The organism is Kitasatospora sp. NPDC097643, assembly GCF_040302625.1.
Classification (GTDB): Bacteria; Actinomycetota; Actinomycetes; order Streptomycetales; family Streptomycetaceae; genus Kitasatospora.
Genome location: NZ_JBEOSA010000072.1, coordinates 1 through 16,688 on the forward strand (window position 1 = coordinate 1; position 16,688 = coordinate 16,688).

Annotated in this window: 11 protein-coding genes and 1 riboswitch; of the genes, 2 read left to right on the forward strand and 9 right to left on the reverse strand. The window is 71.9% G+C overall.

Features of this window, described 5'->3' with window-relative positions:
* Window positions 1–38: 38 nt before the first annotated feature.
* Window positions 39–2,597, forward strand: a complete 2,559-nt coding sequence (locus tag ABTY15_RS33030; protein ID WP_350603772.1) for an ABC transporter permease — start codon at window positions 39–41, stop codon at window positions 2,595–2,597.
* A gap of 179 nt (window positions 2,598–2,776) precedes the next feature.
* Here ABTY15_RS33030 and ABTY15_RS33035 read toward each other — a convergent pair whose 3' ends face one another.
* From ABTY15_RS33035 to ABTY15_RS33065, 7 genes are all read right to left on the reverse strand, one after another.
* The gene (locus tag ABTY15_RS33035) at window positions 2,777–4,144 is read right to left on the reverse strand and encodes an NAD(P)/FAD-dependent oxidoreductase (protein ID WP_350603774.1); all 1,368 of its coding nucleotides are present in this window, start codon (window positions 4,142–4,144) and stop codon (window positions 2,777–2,779) included.
* A gap of 428 nt (window positions 4,145–4,572) precedes the next feature.
* Entirely contained in the window at window positions 4,573–5,508 is a 936-nt protein-coding gene (locus tag ABTY15_RS33040) for a Ppx/GppA phosphatase family protein (RefSeq protein WP_350603882.1), read from the reverse strand.
* Between the two features lie 2 nt (window positions 5,509–5,510).
* On the reverse strand, window positions 5,511–6,182 hold the full coding sequence (locus tag ABTY15_RS33045) for a DUF501 domain-containing protein (protein WP_350603884.1): 672 nt from the start codon (window positions 6,180–6,182) through the stop codon (window positions 5,511–5,513).
* Window positions 6,154–6,651 (reverse strand): FtsB family cell division protein, encoded by a 498-nt coding sequence (locus ABTY15_RS33050; RefSeq protein WP_350603775.1) that lies wholly within the window; start codon window positions 6,649–6,651, stop codon window positions 6,154–6,156. The genes ABTY15_RS33045 and ABTY15_RS33050 overlap by 29 nt, the downstream gene beginning before the upstream one ends.
* Window positions 6,652–6,818: 167 nt before the next feature.
* On the reverse strand, window positions 6,819–8,105 hold the full coding sequence (eno, locus tag ABTY15_RS33055; RefSeq protein WP_350603776.1) for a phosphopyruvate hydratase: 1,287 nt from the start codon (window positions 8,103–8,105) through the stop codon (window positions 6,819–6,821).
* Between the two features lie 300 nt (window positions 8,106–8,405).
* Entirely contained in the window at window positions 8,406–9,338 is a 933-nt protein-coding gene (locus tag ABTY15_RS33060; RefSeq protein WP_350603779.1) for a LysM peptidoglycan-binding domain-containing protein, read from the reverse strand.
* 4 nt (window positions 9,339–9,342) lie between these two features.
* A riboswitch (cyclic di-AMP (ydaO/yuaA leader) is annotated at window positions 9,343–9,511 on the reverse strand.
* 210 nt (window positions 9,512–9,721) lie between these two features.
* Complete coding sequence (locus tag ABTY15_RS33065; protein WP_350603783.1) at window positions 9,722–11,020, reverse strand: cytochrome P450 family protein; 1,299 nt, start codon at window positions 11,018–11,020, stop codon at window positions 9,722–9,724.
* Window positions 11,021–11,297: 277 nt separating this feature from the next.
* Between ABTY15_RS33065 and ABTY15_RS33070 the strand changes: the two genes are divergently transcribed.
* The gene (locus ABTY15_RS33070; protein WP_350603787.1) at window positions 11,298–11,732 is read left to right on the forward strand and encodes an SDR family NAD(P)-dependent oxidoreductase; all 435 of its coding nucleotides are present in this window, start codon (window positions 11,298–11,300) and stop codon (window positions 11,730–11,732) included.
* Window positions 11,733–11,747: 15 nt separating this feature from the next.
* On the opposite strand, the gene ABTY15_RS33075 is transcribed toward ABTY15_RS33070, so the two are convergent.
* Window positions 11,748–12,776, reverse strand: a complete 1,029-nt coding sequence (locus ABTY15_RS33075) for a nucleoside triphosphate pyrophosphohydrolase (protein WP_350603791.1) — start codon at window positions 12,774–12,776, stop codon at window positions 11,748–11,750.
* A 71-nt stretch (window positions 12,777–12,847) separates the two neighbouring features.
* Complete coding sequence (mfd, locus tag ABTY15_RS33080) at window positions 12,848–16,504, reverse strand: transcription-repair coupling factor (protein WP_350603796.1); 3,657 nt, start codon at window positions 16,502–16,504, stop codon at window positions 12,848–12,850.
* Window positions 16,505–16,688: the final 184 nt, after the last annotated feature.

Genomic DNA, 16,688 nt, shown 5'->3' on the forward strand with positions numbered 1-16,688 from the left:
CCCGCCAGCCCGCTCGACGACCTTCCCCAGGACACCCCATGTATCGCACCGCACTGCGCAACGTGCTGGCCCACAAGGGCCGACTGCTGATGACGGCGCTGGCCGTCATGCTCGGCACCGCCTTCGTCGCCGGCACCATGATCTTCTCCGACACGTTCGGCAAGGCCATGCGGGACAGCAACTCCAAGAGCTACTCGGACGTTTCGGTCCAGGTCGTGGACAACGCGGCCGGCTCCCGCGCCTCCGCCCGGCAGAAGAGCGAGAGCGGCTCCGCCGCGCTCACCGACGCCACCGTCCAGCAGCTGGCCGCGCTGCCGGGCACCGCCAACGCCCGCGGCGTGGTCAGCGGCTTCACCGGCGTCGCCGACCGCGGCGGCAACCTGATCGGCCAGTTCTGGTCCGCCCGGGGCGCCAACTTCGCCCCGGGCCAGGACGGCAAGGACCCGCGCTACCCGATGGCCGAGGGCCAGGGCCCGAAGAACGCCAAGGAGATCGCCCTCGACCGCAGGACCGCCGACAAGGCGGGCTACCGGGTCGGCGACACCGTCCGGGTCGCCGCCAACGGCCCGGTGGTCGAGGCCAAGCTCACCGGCATCTTCACCACCGACGACCCGGTGGTGAACACCGGCGGCACGCTCACCCTGTTCGACCGCGCCACCGCCCAGCAGCTGCTGCTGGAGCCGGGCCGCTACAGCAGCATCGTGCTCACCGCCAAGCCCGGCACCGACGAGGACGCACTGCTCGCCCAGGCCGAGCCCAAGGTGCCGTCCGGTCACCAGTTCGTCATCGAGACCGGAGCCAAGCTCAAGGCCGACGAGCAGGAGATGATCACCAAGGGCACCGACAGCCTGCGCACCGTGCTGCTCGCGTTCGCCGGCATCTCGCTCTTCGTCGGCATCTTCATCATCGCCAACACCTTCACCATGCTGGTCGCCCAGCGCACCAAGGAGCTCGCGCTGCTGCGGGCGATCGGCGCCAGCCGCAAGCAGGTCACCCGTTCCGTCCTGGTCGAGGCCCTGGCGATCGGCACCGTCTCCGCCGTGGCCGGTCTGCTCGCCGGCGTCGGGATCGGCGCCGGGATGCAGTCCCTCATCCGCACGCTGAACGAGAACCTGCCGCAGGGCTCGCTGGTGATCAAGCCGCTCACCGTCGCCGTGACCCTCGCGGTCGGCGTCCTGGTGACGGTGCTGTCGGCCCTGCTGCCGGCCATGCGTGCGTCGCGGATCGCCCCGGTGGCCGCGATGAGCAGCGGCGACCAGCCGACCAGTCAGAAGGGCCTGGTCGTCCGCAACACGATCGGTTCACTGCTCGCCGCCGGCGGTCTCGGGCTGATCGGCTTCGGCGCCTCCACCGGCGACGACAGCGGCCGGATGCCGGTCGCGCTCGGCGCCTTCCTGGCCCTGATCGGCGTGTTCGTCCTGCTTCCGCTGCTCTCCCGCCCGGTCATCGCCCTGGTCGGCCCCCTGCTGCGCAAGCTGGCCGGCACCCCGGGCAAGCTGGCCCAGCAGAACGCCGTCCGCAACCCGCGCCGCACCGCCTCCACCGCCGCCGCGCTCACCATCGGCCTGACCCTGGTCAGCGGCCTCACCGTGATGGGCGCCTCGGTCACCGGCGCGATCGACAAGGCCGTCACCAGCTCGATGAAGGCCGACTACCTGGTCGGTGCCGCCAACGGCATGGACCTGTCCGACAAGGTGCCCGCCGAGATCGCCAAGGCCCCCGGGGTGACCGCCTCCTCGCCGCTCACCTCGGTCTACTGGGAGCTCAACGGCGTCACCAAGTCGATCAGCGGTCTGAACGCGGACAGCTTCGACCAGCTCACCTCGGTCAAGCTGACCAGCGGCTCCACCGCCGCACTCGGCCAGGGCCAGCTCCTGGTCGACCAGGACGTCGCCACCAGGTTCAACGTCACCACCGGCTCGACCATGACCGTGACCTACCCGGACCGGTCCAGCGGACAGCTCACCGTCGGCGGCGTGTACGAGAAGGCCGGCATGGTCGGCCCGGTCGTCCTGGCCAACAGCGAGATCGTCAAGCACGAGCCGAAGCCGCACATCTCCGAGGTCCTGGTCAAGGGCAAGGACGGCGCGACCGGCGCGCTCAAGCAGTCGCTCAAGGACGCCACCGGCGCCAACCCGGTGATCGAGGTCAAGTCCAAGCAGGACGTCCGGGACGGCTTCAGCCAGGCCATCACCGTCATCCTGAACCTGATGTACGGCCTGCTGGCGATGTCGGTGCTGGTCGCGATCCTCGGTGTGATCAACACGCTGGCCATGTCGGTCTTCGAGCGCAAGCGCGAGATCGGGATGCTGCGGGCGATCGGCCTGGACCGCCGGGGCATCAAGCGGATGGTCCGACTGGAGTCCGTGGTGATCTCGCTGTTCGGCGCCGGCATCGGCATCCTGCTCGGCTGCTTCATCGCCTGGGCGATCAACAGCACGCTGAAGTCCAGCCTGAACGGCCTGACCACCGTGCTGCCGTACGGTCAGCTGGCGCTCTTCCTGCTGCTGGCCGGGCTGGTCGGCCTGGTGGCCGCGCTCTGGCCGGCCCGCCGGGCGGCCAAGCTGGACATCCTGGCGAGCATCAAGACCGACTGACCCCGGTCCCGCACACGCGGAAGGCCCCTGCCGAGAGGGTTCGGCAGGGGCCTTCCAACTTCTGTACTCCGCCCGGTCGCACAACCGGCTGAGCACCACGGAGGTCGTGGTCCGGCAACACTGCCGGGCGGAGGGCCTCCGACTCATACCCCGGCGCTCCCACGCCGGGGTCCGGTCGCTTACTTGCTGGCGAGTTCCTTGTCGGCGGCCGGCTTGGCGGCCTCGACGGGCTTGGTGGGCGGGGTGACCTCCTGGATCGGCAGCTGCGGCTTCTCCATCTGGGAGAGGCCGACCAGCTCGCGCTTCAGGAACATCGCGAGCGTCCAGTCGGTGAAGACCCGGACCTTGCGGTTGAAGGTCGGCACCATCGCGCCGTGGTAGGCGCGGTGGAACCACCAGGCCAGACGGCCCTTCAGCTTCACCTTGCCGAAGAGGATCGCCACGCCCTTGTGCAGGCCGAGACCGGCGACCGCACCGAGGTTCTTGTGCTCGTAGTTCTTCTGCGGGAAGCCCCGCATGCCCGAGATGACGTTGTCACCGAGGACGACGGCCTGACGGCAGGCGTGCTGCGCGTTCGGCGGGCACCAGGCGCCCTCGCCGGCGGCGAGGTCGGGCACCTGGGCGTTGTCGCCGGCGGCCCAGACGTAGTCGAAGCCCTGGACCTGGAGGGTCGGCGCGGTGTCGACGTGGCCGCGCGGGCCCAGCGGCAGGCCGAAGTTGGCCAGCACCGGGTTCGGCTTCACGCCGGCGGTCCACACGATGGTGGACGCGTCCATCTCCAGGCCGTTCTTCAGCACGACGTGGCCGTCGACGCAGGAGTCCATCGAGGTCTCGATGTAGACCTCGATCTGGCGCTCCTCCAGCTTCTCCTTCGTCCACAGACCGAGGTCCGGGCCCATCTCGGGGAGGATGCGGTTGGCCGCCTCCACCACGACGAAGCGCATGTCGTCGCGGCTGACCGTCCGGTACAGCTTCGACGCGTCGCGGGCCATGTCCTCGACCTCGGCGATCGTCTCGACGCCGGCGAAGCCGCCGCCGATGACGACGAAGGTCAGGGCCTTGCGGCGGACCGCCTCGTCCGTGGTGGACTCGGCCTTGTCCAGCTGGGCCATGACGTGGTTGCGGAGGCCGATGGCCTCCTCGACCGTCTTCATGCCGATGCCGTGCTCCGCCAGACCCGGGATCGGGAAGGTGCGGGAGACCGAGCCGGTCGCGACGACCAGGTACTCGAAGGGCAGCTCGTAGCTGTCGCCCGCCGCGGGCTGGATGGTGGCGACCTTGCGGGCGTGGTCCACACCGGTGACCGCACCGGTGAGCACCTCCGCCTTCTTGAGGGCGCTGCGCAGCGGCGCGACGAGGTTGCGAGGCGCGACGTTGCCGCCGGCCGCCTCCGGGAGGAAGGGCAGGTACGTCATGTACGACCGCGGGTCGACGACCGTGACGGTCGCTTCGCCGTAGCGCATCTTCTTGAGGATGCGCATCGCGGCATACAGGCCGACGTAACCACCGCCGACAATGAGGATGCGAGGACGCTCCGTGGTGCTCATATCGGAAAGTATCCAGCACCGTTCGGAGCAGCCTTCGTGAGCCCGGTCACAAGCTGCTGGACACCCCGTGCTACACTGCGCGGCCACAAATCGGCCCCCTGGGCGACACCTCACCACCCCCGGCGGCCCCCCGTGAGCATGCGCGCGGCAACCACCCTGCTGAGCAGCAACGATCCGTATAGGGCCCGGGTTCCCGCTCGCGATTTCGATTTTCAAACCTCAAACGAGGCCTGACCTGCGATCCAGCGGGCGTCACGGACGGCACACCTTCAGTCCCGCATTTCGGACGTAGCGGACCGGCAGCTCCGACGAATGGCGGGCTCGTCATGTGAAGAAATTCACGAACTTTTCCGCACCGGCCCGGGCGCGCCCCGGCCCCGGGCCCCCGAAAGGGGCGCCGGGGCCGGTCGGGTAAGGCGCGCGGGTGGTCAGGAGGCCATACTCCAGGCGATGCCGTCCAGGATGTCGTGCTCGCTCACGACCAGCTCGGCGGCACCGGTCCGGGTCATGATCTCCAGCAGCTCCAGCGCGCCGGCCGCGATCACGTCCACCCGGCCCGGGTGCATCGACGGGATCGCCGCCCGCTCGGCGTGGGTGGCGGTCAGCAGCTCGGCCGCGATCTGCGCGACCCGCTCCCGGCTGAGCCGCGAGTGGTGGATCAGCGCCGAGTCGTAGCCCGGCAGGCCCTGGGCGATCGCGGACACCGTGGTGACCGTGCCGGCCAGGCCCACCAGGGTGGCCGCACCGGTCAGCGGGACGACCTCCTCCGCCTTGTCCAGCTCGGCCCGCACATGCGCCCGGGCGGCCTCGATCTGCTCCGCGGAGGGCAGCTCGACCCCGCCGAAGTGGCGCTCGGTGAGCCGCACGCAGCCGATGTCCACCGAGCGCGCCGCCTGCACGTCCTCGCCGCCCAGCACGAACTCGGTCGAGCCGCCGCCGAGGTCGAAGACCAGGTACGGCGCCGGGAACTGGCCGCCGGTCAGCTCCTTGGTGGCGCCGACGAAGGACAGGTGCGCCTCCTCCTCGCCGCTCACCACCTCGGGCTCAACGCCCAGGATCTCGCGCACGCCCTTGACGTACTCGTCGCTGTTCTCGGCGTCCCGCGAGGCGCTGGTGGCGACGAAGCGGGTGCGCTCCGGGCCGACCCCGAAGCCGGTGATGATCTCCCGGTACTCGCGACAGGCCGCGAAGGTGCGGGCCAGCGCGTCCGGGTGCAGCCGCCCGGTCTGGTCCACGCCCTGGCCCAGCCGGTTGATGATCATCCGACGGTCGAGGTCGGTGATCTCCCCGGTGGCCGGATCCAGATCGGCGACCAGCAGGCGGATCGAGTTGGTGCCGCAGTCGATCGCGGCCACCCGGGTCATGCTCACTGCGACTCCTGCTCCGCTTCGGCGTCCTCGGCGGCGCGCTTCTTGGCGGCGCGCTCGGCGGTCTTCTGCTGCTTGGCCGCGATCACGGCCTCGTGGTCCTGCTCCTTGGCCCGGTTGCGGACGACCCGCTCACCGGCCGCCGCGACCTCGGCCGGGGAGACGCAGGGGCCCTTGGCCCACCAGTCCTCCAGCATCCCGATCGCCTCGTCACCGAGCGGGTTGACGCCCTCGCCGGCCGCCAGCGAGTGGCCGACCAGCACGTGCAGGCACTTCACCCGGTCCGGCATGCCGCCGGCGCTCGGGAAGCCCTCCAGCACCTCGATGGCGTCGCGCCGGGCGATGTAGTCCTCGTGCGCCTTCTGGTAGGCGGCGGCCAGCTCCGGGTCCTCGGCGAGCCGGGCGCTCTGCTCCTTCATCACGCCGTCCGCCTCCAGGGTGCCGATCAGCGAGGCGGCCTTGGGGCAGGTCAGGTAGTACAGCGTCGGGAACGGCGTGCCGTCCGGCAGCCGGGGGGCCGTCTCCACGACGTCCGGGTTGCCGCAGGGGCAGCGGTGCGCCACGCCGCGCAGGCCGCGCGGCACCCGGCCGAGCTGGGCGGCGATGGCCGCGACGTCGGCGTCGGAGACGGTGGGGTGGTTCTCAGTGGTCATGGGGGGAGCGGTCTCCAGCGGAGGACGGGGAAAGCGGACGGGGGGAGGCGGGGGCCAGCGCGACGGTGGCGGCGGCGTCCACCGAGTCCCAGATGCTGGCGTACCAGGGCGTGGCGGCCTTCACCGGGCCGGTGGCCGCGCCGACGGAGGAGGAAGCCGCGGCGGAGGCGGAGCCGGGGGCCGCGGAGGGCTGGGCGGCACCGGATGCGGCCGGGTCCACCGCGATGTACGGGGTCTCCCCCGGCATCGCGTAGTGCAGCCGGGCGCGGGCCTGCGCCTTGACGTACTCCGGGTCCTGCCAGCGGGCCTTCTCCCGGCGCAGCTGTTCGACCTGCTGCCGGGCGTGGTCGGCCTTCGCCCGCTGGGCGGAGATCTCGGCGCGCTGGGAGATGAACTGCCGCGTCGGGTAGGCGAGGATCGCCACCAGCGAGCAGAGCACCAGGACGAGGACGGTCGCCCGGCTCGTGAACCGGGGTCGGGCCGCCAAGCCCGGGATCCTCCAGCCTGCCATCTCCCGTGTCCCCTCCTGTCGCGACGGTGCCCCGCCGTCCACCCTACGGGGTGAACGGCGGGGCACCGGTCAGGCTTGCGCCACCTGGCGCGCTCGGCCCTCGGACGGACCGTACCGACTACTCCGCGGAGCGGCTGTGCTCGTTACTCCGCAGAGCGGAAGCGCGGGAAGGCGCCGCGGCCGGCGTACTCGGCGGCGTCGTCGAGGATCTCCTCGATGCGCAGCAGCTGGTTGTACTTGGCGACGCGCTCGGAGCGGGCCGGGGCACCGGTCTTGATCTGGCCGCAGTTGGTGGCGACGGCCAGGTCGGCGATGGTGACGTCCTCGGTCTCGCCGGAGCGGTGCGACATCATGCAGCGGTAGCCGTTGCGCTGGGCCAGCTCGACGGCGTCCAGGGTCTCGGTCAGCGAGCCGATCTGGTTCACCTTCACCAGCAGCGCGTTGGCGGTGCCGGTCTCGATGCCCTTGGCCAGGCGGGCCGGGTTGGTGACGAACAGGTCGTCGCCGACCAGCTGGACCTTGTCGCCCAGCTTGACGGTCATGGCCTTCCAGCCGTCCCAGTCCGACTCGTCCAGCGGGTCCTCGATGGAGACCAGCGGGTAGGCGGCGACCAGCTCGGCGTAGTACTCGATGAGCTCGGCGGCGGACAGCGCCTTGCCCTCGAACTGGTAGGCGCCGTCCTTGTAGAACTCGGAGGAGGCGACGTCCAGGGCCAGCGCGACGTCACGGCCGGGCACGTAGCCGGCCTTCTGGATGGCCTCCATGATGAGGTCCAGCGCCTCGCGGTTGCTGTCCAGGTTCGGCGCGAAGCCGCCCTCGTCGCCGAGGCCGGTGGACAAGCCGCGGTCCTTCAGCACGCCCTTGAGGGTGTGGTAGACCTCGACGCCCCAGCGGACGGCCTCGGAGAAGGACTCCGCGCCGATCGGGGCGATCATGAACTCCTGGATGTCCACGTTGGAGTCCGCGTGCGAACCACCGTTGAGGATGTTCATCATCGGGACGGGCAGGACGTGCGCGTTCGGGCCGCCCAGGTAGCGGAACAGCGGCAGGTCGCTGGCCTCGGAGGCGGCGTGCGCCACGGCCAGGGAGACGCCCAGGATGGCGTTGGCGCCGAGCGAGGACTTGTCCGGGGTGGCGTCCAGGTCGAGCATGGCCTGGTCGATCAGGCGCTGCTCGGTGGCGTCGTAGCCGACCAGCTCCGGGCCGATCTGCTCGATGACGGCCAGGACGGCCTTCTCCACGCCCTTGCCGAAGTAGCGGTTCTTGTCACCGTCGCGAAGCTCCAGCGCCTCGAAGGCGCCGGTGGAGGCACCCGACGGGACAGCGGCACGGCCGGTGCTGCCGTCGTCGAGGCCGACCTCGACCTCGACCGTGGGGTTGCCACGCGAGTCGAGGATCTCACGGGCTACGACGACATCGATGGACGGCACGAGGCATCTCCTTGCGGAAGCAGGGTCCGGCCGACGGTGGTGATGTCGGCCGGATGATTGCGGAGTCGTTACGACCAGAGCCTAACCGCCCGGGCTCCCGGGGCCACGTCGGCCTCGGCACCGTCTCAGCGTGTGGCCCGACTACCCACCGGTAGTTCACCTGGTTGTCCCACCGAAGTGGGCGAATCAGGGGCGAAGACGGACGAAGGGGTCCGGGTCCTGCCCGGAGTGGCCCCCTCGTCCGCTCGTCAGATCGCCAGGTCGTCAGTTCGTTCGCTCACCCGCCGGACCGGCGCGGGCTCAGCCGAGGTGCAGCACCTGGCCGGGCACGATCAGGTTCGGGTCGCCGCCGACGGTGGCGCGGTTGCCCTCGTAGACGGACTGCCAGCCGCCGGACACGCCCTGGGCGGTGGCGATGCCCGACAGGGTGTCGCCGGCCCGGACGGTGTAGTCGTGGCCGGCCTGCTGGGCGGCGGCGGGGGCCGCGGCGCGCGGGGCCGGGGCGGGCTGGGCCTGGGCGGCCTGCGGGGCGTACTGGGGCTGGGCCGCGGCCTGCGGGGCGTACTGCTGGTAGACGCTCTGGTGGCTGGTCCAGTACCAGGCGCCGTTGTTCTGGTACCAGAACACCTTGGCGTCGGCGTCCCAGCCGGCCTTGCCGGAGAAGCCCGGGGCCTGGGTCTGCGGCTGCGCCTGGGGCTGGGCGTACTGCTGCGGCTGGGCCTGCTGGGCGTGGGCCTGCGGCTTGGCCTGCTGCACCGGCTTCTGAGCCGGCTTCGGCTGGGAAGGCTGGGCCTGCTGGGCGGGCTGGGCGGCGGGCTGGGCCTCGGCCGCGGAGTCGACGGCCGCCGGGGCGCCGCCCTTCGACAGGCCGGCCTTCTGCGAGCAGACCGGCCAGGCGCCCGGCCCCTGCGAGGCCAGCACCTTCTCGGCCACCGTGATCTGCTGCGCCCGGCTGGCCTGGTTGGCCTGCGGCGCGTACGAGGTGCCGCCGTACGCCTTCCAGGTGCCGGAGGTGAACTGCAGGCCGCCGTAGAAGCCGTTGCCGGTGTTGATGCTCCAGTTGCCGCCGCTCTCGCACTGGGCGACCGCGTCCCAGGTGGAGGCCGGGGCGGCGGAGGCACCGGTGGCGGTGAGGATCGGCATCGCGAGTCCGACGCCGGCCACACCGGCGACGGCGATGGCCTTCTCGGCCTGGGTGCGACGACGGTGACGGCCAGTTCCAACGAACAGCATGAAGGGTCCCTCTCCGCACGCCTGCGAGGTGAGCTGTCGGGTTCGGACCGGGAGGTGGCCCGGCCGCCGGTGAGCGGAAACGATTCCGCTCGGGCGGCTTCACCCCAAGCCGTGGAGGACGGCAACAAACCTGGTTCCCCCGCCCCTGCCCAGGGTTCTGGTCGGTTTCCCGTGGCGCGGCGGGCAGGATTCGGCGTTCCGCGCACGAGGTCCGCAGCTGCGAACTCCACGGAGAGTAGACAGATCCTCAGAGCAATCACAAGCTCATATCACCGACATCACACAGAAATTACGGCCCGTGGTCGATCGCCTACCAACGGAGGCTGTTTGTCCGGATTGATGGGTGTTCATACCGGGGTAAGGAGAGCGTTGGCGACGCCCCGTCAGCGTGTCGGAGCGTCGGGGCGGGCGTGCGGCGAGTGGGTTTCCGGACTGAATTCGACCGGAAGTTCACGAAGCCCACGCATGATCAGGCCACCCCGCCAGCGCAGATTCTCCGGGCTTTCCGCCAACCGCAGATCCGGCAGCCGGGAAAGCAGCGTGGCCAGCGCACTCCGCCCCTCCAGGCGGGCCAGCGGAGCGCCGATGCAGTAGTGGATGCCGTGCCCGAAACCCAGGTGCGGATTGTCCGTCCGGGCCAGATCCAGGGTGTTCTCGTCCGCGAACCTGGCCGGATCGCGATCGGCCGCCGCCAGCACCACCAGCACCGGATCGCCCACCGGGATGTCCACCCCGCCGATCGACAGCGGACGGGTCGCGAACCGCCAGGTCGCCAGCTCCACCGGCCCGTCGTAGCGCAGGAGTTCCTCGATCCCGGTCTCCAGCAGCCCGGTCTCGCCGCGCGCCACCGACTCCTGGAGCAACACCCGCTGCTCCGGGTTGCGCAGCAGCGCGTACGTGCCGTTGCCGATCAGGTTGACGGTCGTCTCGAAGCCGGCGAAGAGCAGGATGAAGGCCATCGCCGCGGCCTCGTTCTCGGTCAGGTGCTCGCCGTGGTCGCTCGCCCGGATCAGCCCCGAGATCAGGTCGTCCCCCAGGTCCGCCCGCTTGCGGTGGATCAGCTCCAGCAGGTACGCCCGCATCCGCTTCACCGCCCGCCCCACGCCGCCGCGTTGGGCGCCGCCGTGGCCCGGCTTCGTGTGTCGCAGCATCATCCCGGCCCAGTCGCGGAAGTCGTCCTGGTCCTCGGCCGGCACGCCCAGCATGTCGCAGATCGCGTAGATGGGGAGCGGGAAGGCGAACTCGTGGATCAGGTCCGCCGAACCGCGCTGCGCGAAGCCGTCGATCAGGCGGTCCGTGAGCTGCTGCACGCGCGGCTCGAACTCCGCCACCCGGCGCGGCGTGAACGCCTTCGACACCAGGCGGCGCAGCCGGGTGTGGTCCGGCGGGTCGATGTTCAGCAGGTGGGTCATCAGGTCCGCCTGCCGCTCCCCCGGGATGCCCACCCGGCCGGTGCGGTGCGCCTGCTCGCTGTGGTGCGCCGGGTTCTTCGACAGCCGGCCGTCCGCCAGCGCCTGCCGGGCGTCCGCGTACCGGGTCACCAGCCAGGCCTCCACCCCGCTCGGCAGGGTGGTGCGGTGCACCGGGGCGTGCTCGCGCAGCCAGGCGTAGGCGGGGTACGGGTCGGCGGCGAACTCCCAGGTGAAGAGCTGCGGGGCGGCGGGGTCGGGCTGAACTGGCATGGGTCGACGGTATCCGGTGGGTCACCCGCCCCGGGGACGGCTCGGGGACGGCTCGGGGCGGGGTCGGTTCCCGGTCGGGCGCGGCTCGGACGCGGGTCGGGGCGGGGTCGGGCGCGGCCGGGTCGGGAAACCTCCTTGGACAGCTCTTAACCGTGCGGTGGGCGTGAGCCTGGTCACCTGCGGGGTAATCCCTGTTGCGGAGGGTCAGGACCTGCCTACGATCCTCCGCAGAAATCGTGGGCGCCGGTGCGGTGCCGCCCACAGGGAGGAGCGACCAATGAGGGTCAGCGGGGCAGTCGTCGTGATCGCGGTACTCGACGGCGGGTCGGGAGCCGACCTGGCCCGCCGCTTCGCCGCAGCCGGCGCCGCCGGAATGCTGATCGCCGACCAGCACGTCGGCGTCGCCGAGGACCTCGCCACCGAGCTCGACCGGACGGGCTGCCCCGTCGTCGGCGTCAGCGGGGACATCCGCCGCCCCAGCGACGTCGCGGCCCTCGTCGACACCGCCGAGAAGCACCTCGGACCGATCGACCTCTTCTGCGTCGCCGGCCCCGGCGGCGAACGGATCATCTCCCTCTCCGACCTGCCCGACCACCTCGACCTGGAGCGCCTCGCCGAACTCCTGGCCCTCGTCGGCGAGGCGATCGGCGAGGTCGTCCCGCCCGTCCCGCCGCAGCGGCACCCGGTCGAGCACACCGCCACGGCGGCCTGAGGCCGCCCTGCGCGGCTACTCCTCGTCCGGCTCGAGCCCCTCGGCCGCGCGCACCACGTCCCGGTAACCGCGCGCGGCCGAGCGCAGCGCGGCGTCCACGTCCACCCCGGCGTCGTGCGCCCGCTGCGCCACCGCGAGCAACAGCCTGCCCGTCGACTCCGCGGTCAGCTCCGCCGGCAGCTCGTACGGCTCGTCCGGCACACCCGCGAAGCCCGACCGGCGCACCCGCGACACCAGCTTCGCCGCGTACGCCAGCGAGGGCAGCCCGGCCGGCACGCCGTCCAGCACCGACTCGCGGTCCGTCTTCTCGGCCGCCTTCAGCCGCTCCCAGCTCGCCTCCACCTCGGCGGAGTCCCCGGCCTCCACGTCGCCGAAGACGTGCGGGTGCCGGTACATCAGCTTCTCGACGATGTCACCGGCCACGTCGTCGATCGAGAACGCGTCCGTCGGGTGCTCCTCGGCGATCCGGGAGTGGAAGAACACCTGGAGCAGGACGTCGCCCAGCTCCTCGCGCAGCGTCTCCCGGTCCCCCTCCTCGATCGCCTCGACCAGCTCGTACGCCTCCTCCACCAGGTACTTCACCAGGCTCGCGTGCGTCTGCTCGGCGTCCCACGGGCAGCCGCCCGGCGAGCGCAGCCGGTCCATCACCGAGACCAGGTCCAGCAGCCGCGCCCCCGGCAGGTCGTACGAACCCGGCAGCACCTCGATCTCCGGCACCTCGCCCGCGTGCTCCACCGCCAGCCGCGCCAGCGCGTCCGTCAGCCCCGGATCGCCGTCCGGGCCGCCCAGCCACACCGTCGGCCCGGCCTCCGCCGGCTGCCCGGTCAGCAGCCGCGCCAGCGCCGGCGCCGATCCGGCGGCCAGCACCTCCACCGCCACCCCGGCCTGCCGCACCGCGGCCAGCTGGGGGTGCCCGGCATCCCCCACCAGCACCCGCCCCGCCGACCGCAGCGCCTCCCAGGCCGGCCACGCCAGCAACCCGGGAGCCACCCGGTGGGTCGTGGTGAGCAGAATCAACTTCGCGCCCGGAACATTCGTCGTCACACCCCGAACCTACCCGCCGCCGTCCCGGAAGTCGGCCCCACCGGCTTCCGGGGCACGGCTCGCCGTCGGGGCTACTTCTTCGACCCCGCCAGGTCGTCGAACATCGCCGACAGGAACTCGCTGCACCAGCCCAGCAGCTCCCGGCCGACCAGCGGCTTGCCGCCGATCCGGCCCGTGCTCGGGCGCGGCACCAGCAGCTGCTGGGCCGCCGCCTTGACCTGGCTGCGCGGGTAGAGCCGGTTCAGCCGCAGCTGCTGGGACTCCCGCAGCTCCACCGGCCCGAAGCGGACGTTGGCCCCTTGCAGGGTGATGTCCGAGATGCCGCACCGCCGGGCGTACAGCCGCAGCGCCGCGACCAGCAGCAGGTTCTCCACCGGCTCGGGCAACTTGCCGTAGCGGTCGACGAGTTCGTCCCGGACCTGGGTGATGTCCGCCTCCGAGTTGACCGCCGCGATCGAGCGGTACGCCTGGAGCCGCAGCCGCTCGCCGGGTGCGTAGTCGTGCGGCACGTGGGCGTCCACCGGCAACTCGATCTTCACCTCCAGCGGCTCCTCCTCCGGCTCGCCGCCGCTCGCCAGCGACTCCCGGAACTCGGCCACCGCCTCGCCGACCATCCGCATGTAGAGGTCGAAGCCGACGCCCGCGATGTGCCCGGACTGCTCGCCGCCGAGCAGGTTGCCGGCGCCGCGGATCTCCAGGTCCTTCATCGCGACGTACATGCCGGCGCCCATCTCGGTGTGCTGGGCGATGGTGGCCAGGCGCTCGTGCGCGGTCTCGGTGAGCGGCTTCTCCGGCGGGTACAGCATGTAGGCGTAGCCGCGTTCGCGGCCCCGCCCGACCCGGCCGCGCAGCTGGTGCAGCTGGGAGAGGCCGAAGGTGTCGCCGCGCTCGACGATCAGGGTGTTGGCGTTGGAGATGTCGATGCCGGACTCGACGATCGTGGTCGACACCAGGACGTCGAACTCCTTCTCCCAGAAGTCGACGACGACCTTCTCCAGCTGGGTCTCCCCCATCTGCCCGTGCGCGGTGGCGATCCGCGCCTCGGGCACCAGGTCCTTGAGCCGGGCGGCCGCCTTGTCGATCGACTCGACCCGGTTGTGGATGTAGAACACCTGGCCCTCGCGCAGGAGTTCACGCCGGATCGCGGCCGAGATCTGCTTCTCGTCGTACGGGCCGACGAAGGTCAGCACCGGGTGCCGCTCCTCCGGCGGCGTGGTGATGGTGGACATCTCGCGGATGCCGGTGACCGCCATCTCCAGGGTGCGCGGGATCGGGGTCGCCGACATGGTGAGCACGTCGACGTTGGCCCGCAGCTTCTTCAGCTGCTCCTTGTGCTCGACACCGAACCGCTGCTCCTCGTCGACGATGACCAGGCCGAGGTCCTTGAAGCGGGTCTCCGAGGAGAACAGCCGGTGGGTGCCGATGACGACGTCCACCGAGCCCTCGAAGAGCCCCTCCAGCACGGCCTTGGCCTCGCTGTCGGTCTGGAAGCGGGACAGCGCCTTCACCGTCACCGGGAAGTTGGCGTACCGCTCGGCGAAGGTCGAGAAGTGCTGCTGCACCAGCAGCGTGGTCGGCACCAGGACGGCCACCTGCTTGCCGTCCTGCACCGCCTTGAACGCGGCCCGCACGGCGATCTCGGTCTTGCCGTAGCCGACGTCGCCGCAGATCAGCCGGTCCATCGGGACGGACTTCTCCATGTCGGACTTGACCTCGGCGATGGTGGTCAGCTGGTCCGGCGTCTCCGCGTACGGGAAGGCGTCCTCCAGCTCGCGCTGCCACGGGGTGTCCGGGCCGAAGGTGTGGCCGGGCGCGGCCATCCGGGCCGAGTACAGCTTGATCAGGTCAGCGGCGATCTCCTTGACCGCCTTCTTGGCCCGCTGCTTGGTCTTCGCCCAGTCCGCGCCGCCGAGCCGGTGCAGGGTCGGGGCCTCGCCGCCGACGTACTTGGTGACCTGGTCGAGCTGGTCGGTCGGCACGAAGAGCCGGTCGCCGGGGTGGCCGCGCTTGGCCGGCGCGTACTCCAGCACCAGGTACTCGCGGGTGGCGCCCTGGACGGTGCGCTGCACCATCTCGACGTACCGGCCGACGCCGTGCGCCTCGTGGACGACGAAGTCGCCGGCGGCCAGGGCCAGCGGGTCGATCGCGTTGCGGCGCCGGGACGGCATCCGGCGCATGTCCTTGGTGGAGGACTTCTGGCCGGACAGGTCGGTCTCGGTGATGACCGTGAGCTTCAGGGCCTCGTCGACGAAGCCGTGTTCGATCGAGCCGCAGGAGACGTAGACGACGTCCCGGGTGGGCGCTTCGGCGAGGTCGGCGACCAGCCGGGCCGGGATGCCCTCGTTGCCGAGGACCTCCGCCAGCCGCGAGGCCGGACCGTGCCCCTCGGTCACCATGACGACCCGCCAGTCGGCGGCCAGCCGCTCCTTGGCGTCGGCGATCGCCCGGGCGGTGTCGCCCCGGTACGCCTCGACGGCGTGCATGCCGAGGGTCAGCGTGTTGGCATCGAACTCCAGCACCCCGTCGACCGTCGACTCACTGGTCGCGAACGGGCTGACCGACCACCAGGGCAGCCCGATCTCGGCGGCGTGCTCGCGCACCTCGGCGAGCGAACGCAGCGAGGCGGCGGAGACGTCGATCGCCTCCAGGTCGATCGGCCGGTCCCCACCGGCGGCGGCCGCGACCCAGGAGGCGTGCAGGAACTCCTGACTGGTCGCCACCAGGTCGGCCGCCCGGGTGCGGACCCGCTCCGGGTCGCAGACCACCGCGACCGAGCCGAGCGGCAGCACGTCCAGCAGCAGCTCCATGTCGTCGACCAGGACGGGCGCCAGCGACTCCATGCCCTCGACCGCGATGCCCTCGGCGATCTTGTCCAGGATCTCGGCCAGCCCGGGGTGCTCGGCGGCCAGTTCGGCGGCCCGCCCCCGCACCTCGTCGGTGAGCAGCAGCTCCCGGCAGGGCGGCGCCCACAGGCCGTGCTCGGCGATCTCCAGCGAGCGCTGGTCGGCGACCTTGAAGTACCGGATCTCCTCGACGTCGTCGCCCCAGAACTCCACCCGGAGGGGGTGCTCCTCGGTCGGCGGGAAGACGTCCAGGATGCCGCCGCGAACGGCGAACTCGCCGCGCTTCTCGACCAGTTCGACGCGCGCGTAGGCGGCGGCGGAGAGCCGGCGGGCGACCTCCTCCAGGTCGTGCGACTCCCCGCGGCCCACGGCCACCGGCTCCAGCTCGGCCAGCCCCTTGACCTGCGGCTGGAGCACCGAGCGAACCGGCGCGACGATCACCTGCACCGGCCCGGCCGCCGGGTCTCCCCCGGCCTCCGGCTGGGAGGTGCCCCCAAGCCGCGGGTGCACGATCCGGCGCAGCACGGCCAGCCGACGGCCGACGGTGTCCGAGCGGGGCGACAGCCGCTCGTGCGGCAGGGTCTCCCAGGCCGGGTACTCGGCGACGGCGTCCGGCGGCAGCAGCGAGCGCAGCGAGGCGGCCAGGTCCTCGGCCTCCCGGCCGGTCGCGGTGACGGCGAGCACCGGACGGCCCCGCTCGCCGGCCGCCTGGCCGGCGAGCGCGCGGGCCAGCGCGGCGATGGCGAACGGCCGGGCGGCGGGCGGACCCACCAGGTCCAGGTGGCGGCGGCCACCGGCCGCGGCTCCGGTGGCGGTCGCCGCCTCGATCGCCTCGGCGAGCGCCGCGTCCCGCGCGACGACATCGAGCAGTCCGGTCAGGCTCATCTGGGGTCTCTTCTTCGTCCCGTGGCTGGTGCTGCCCCCGGGCGGCGAAGGCCCGCCGGGGCAACGCGAACGGCCCGGCACGCCGAGCGGCCGGGGGTCTCCAGCCTACGCCGCGGTACCGACAGGTACGCGGTGTACGGCCACGGCGGGGCCGGGCGGGGGCGGAGCGTGGTCCGACGGCGGG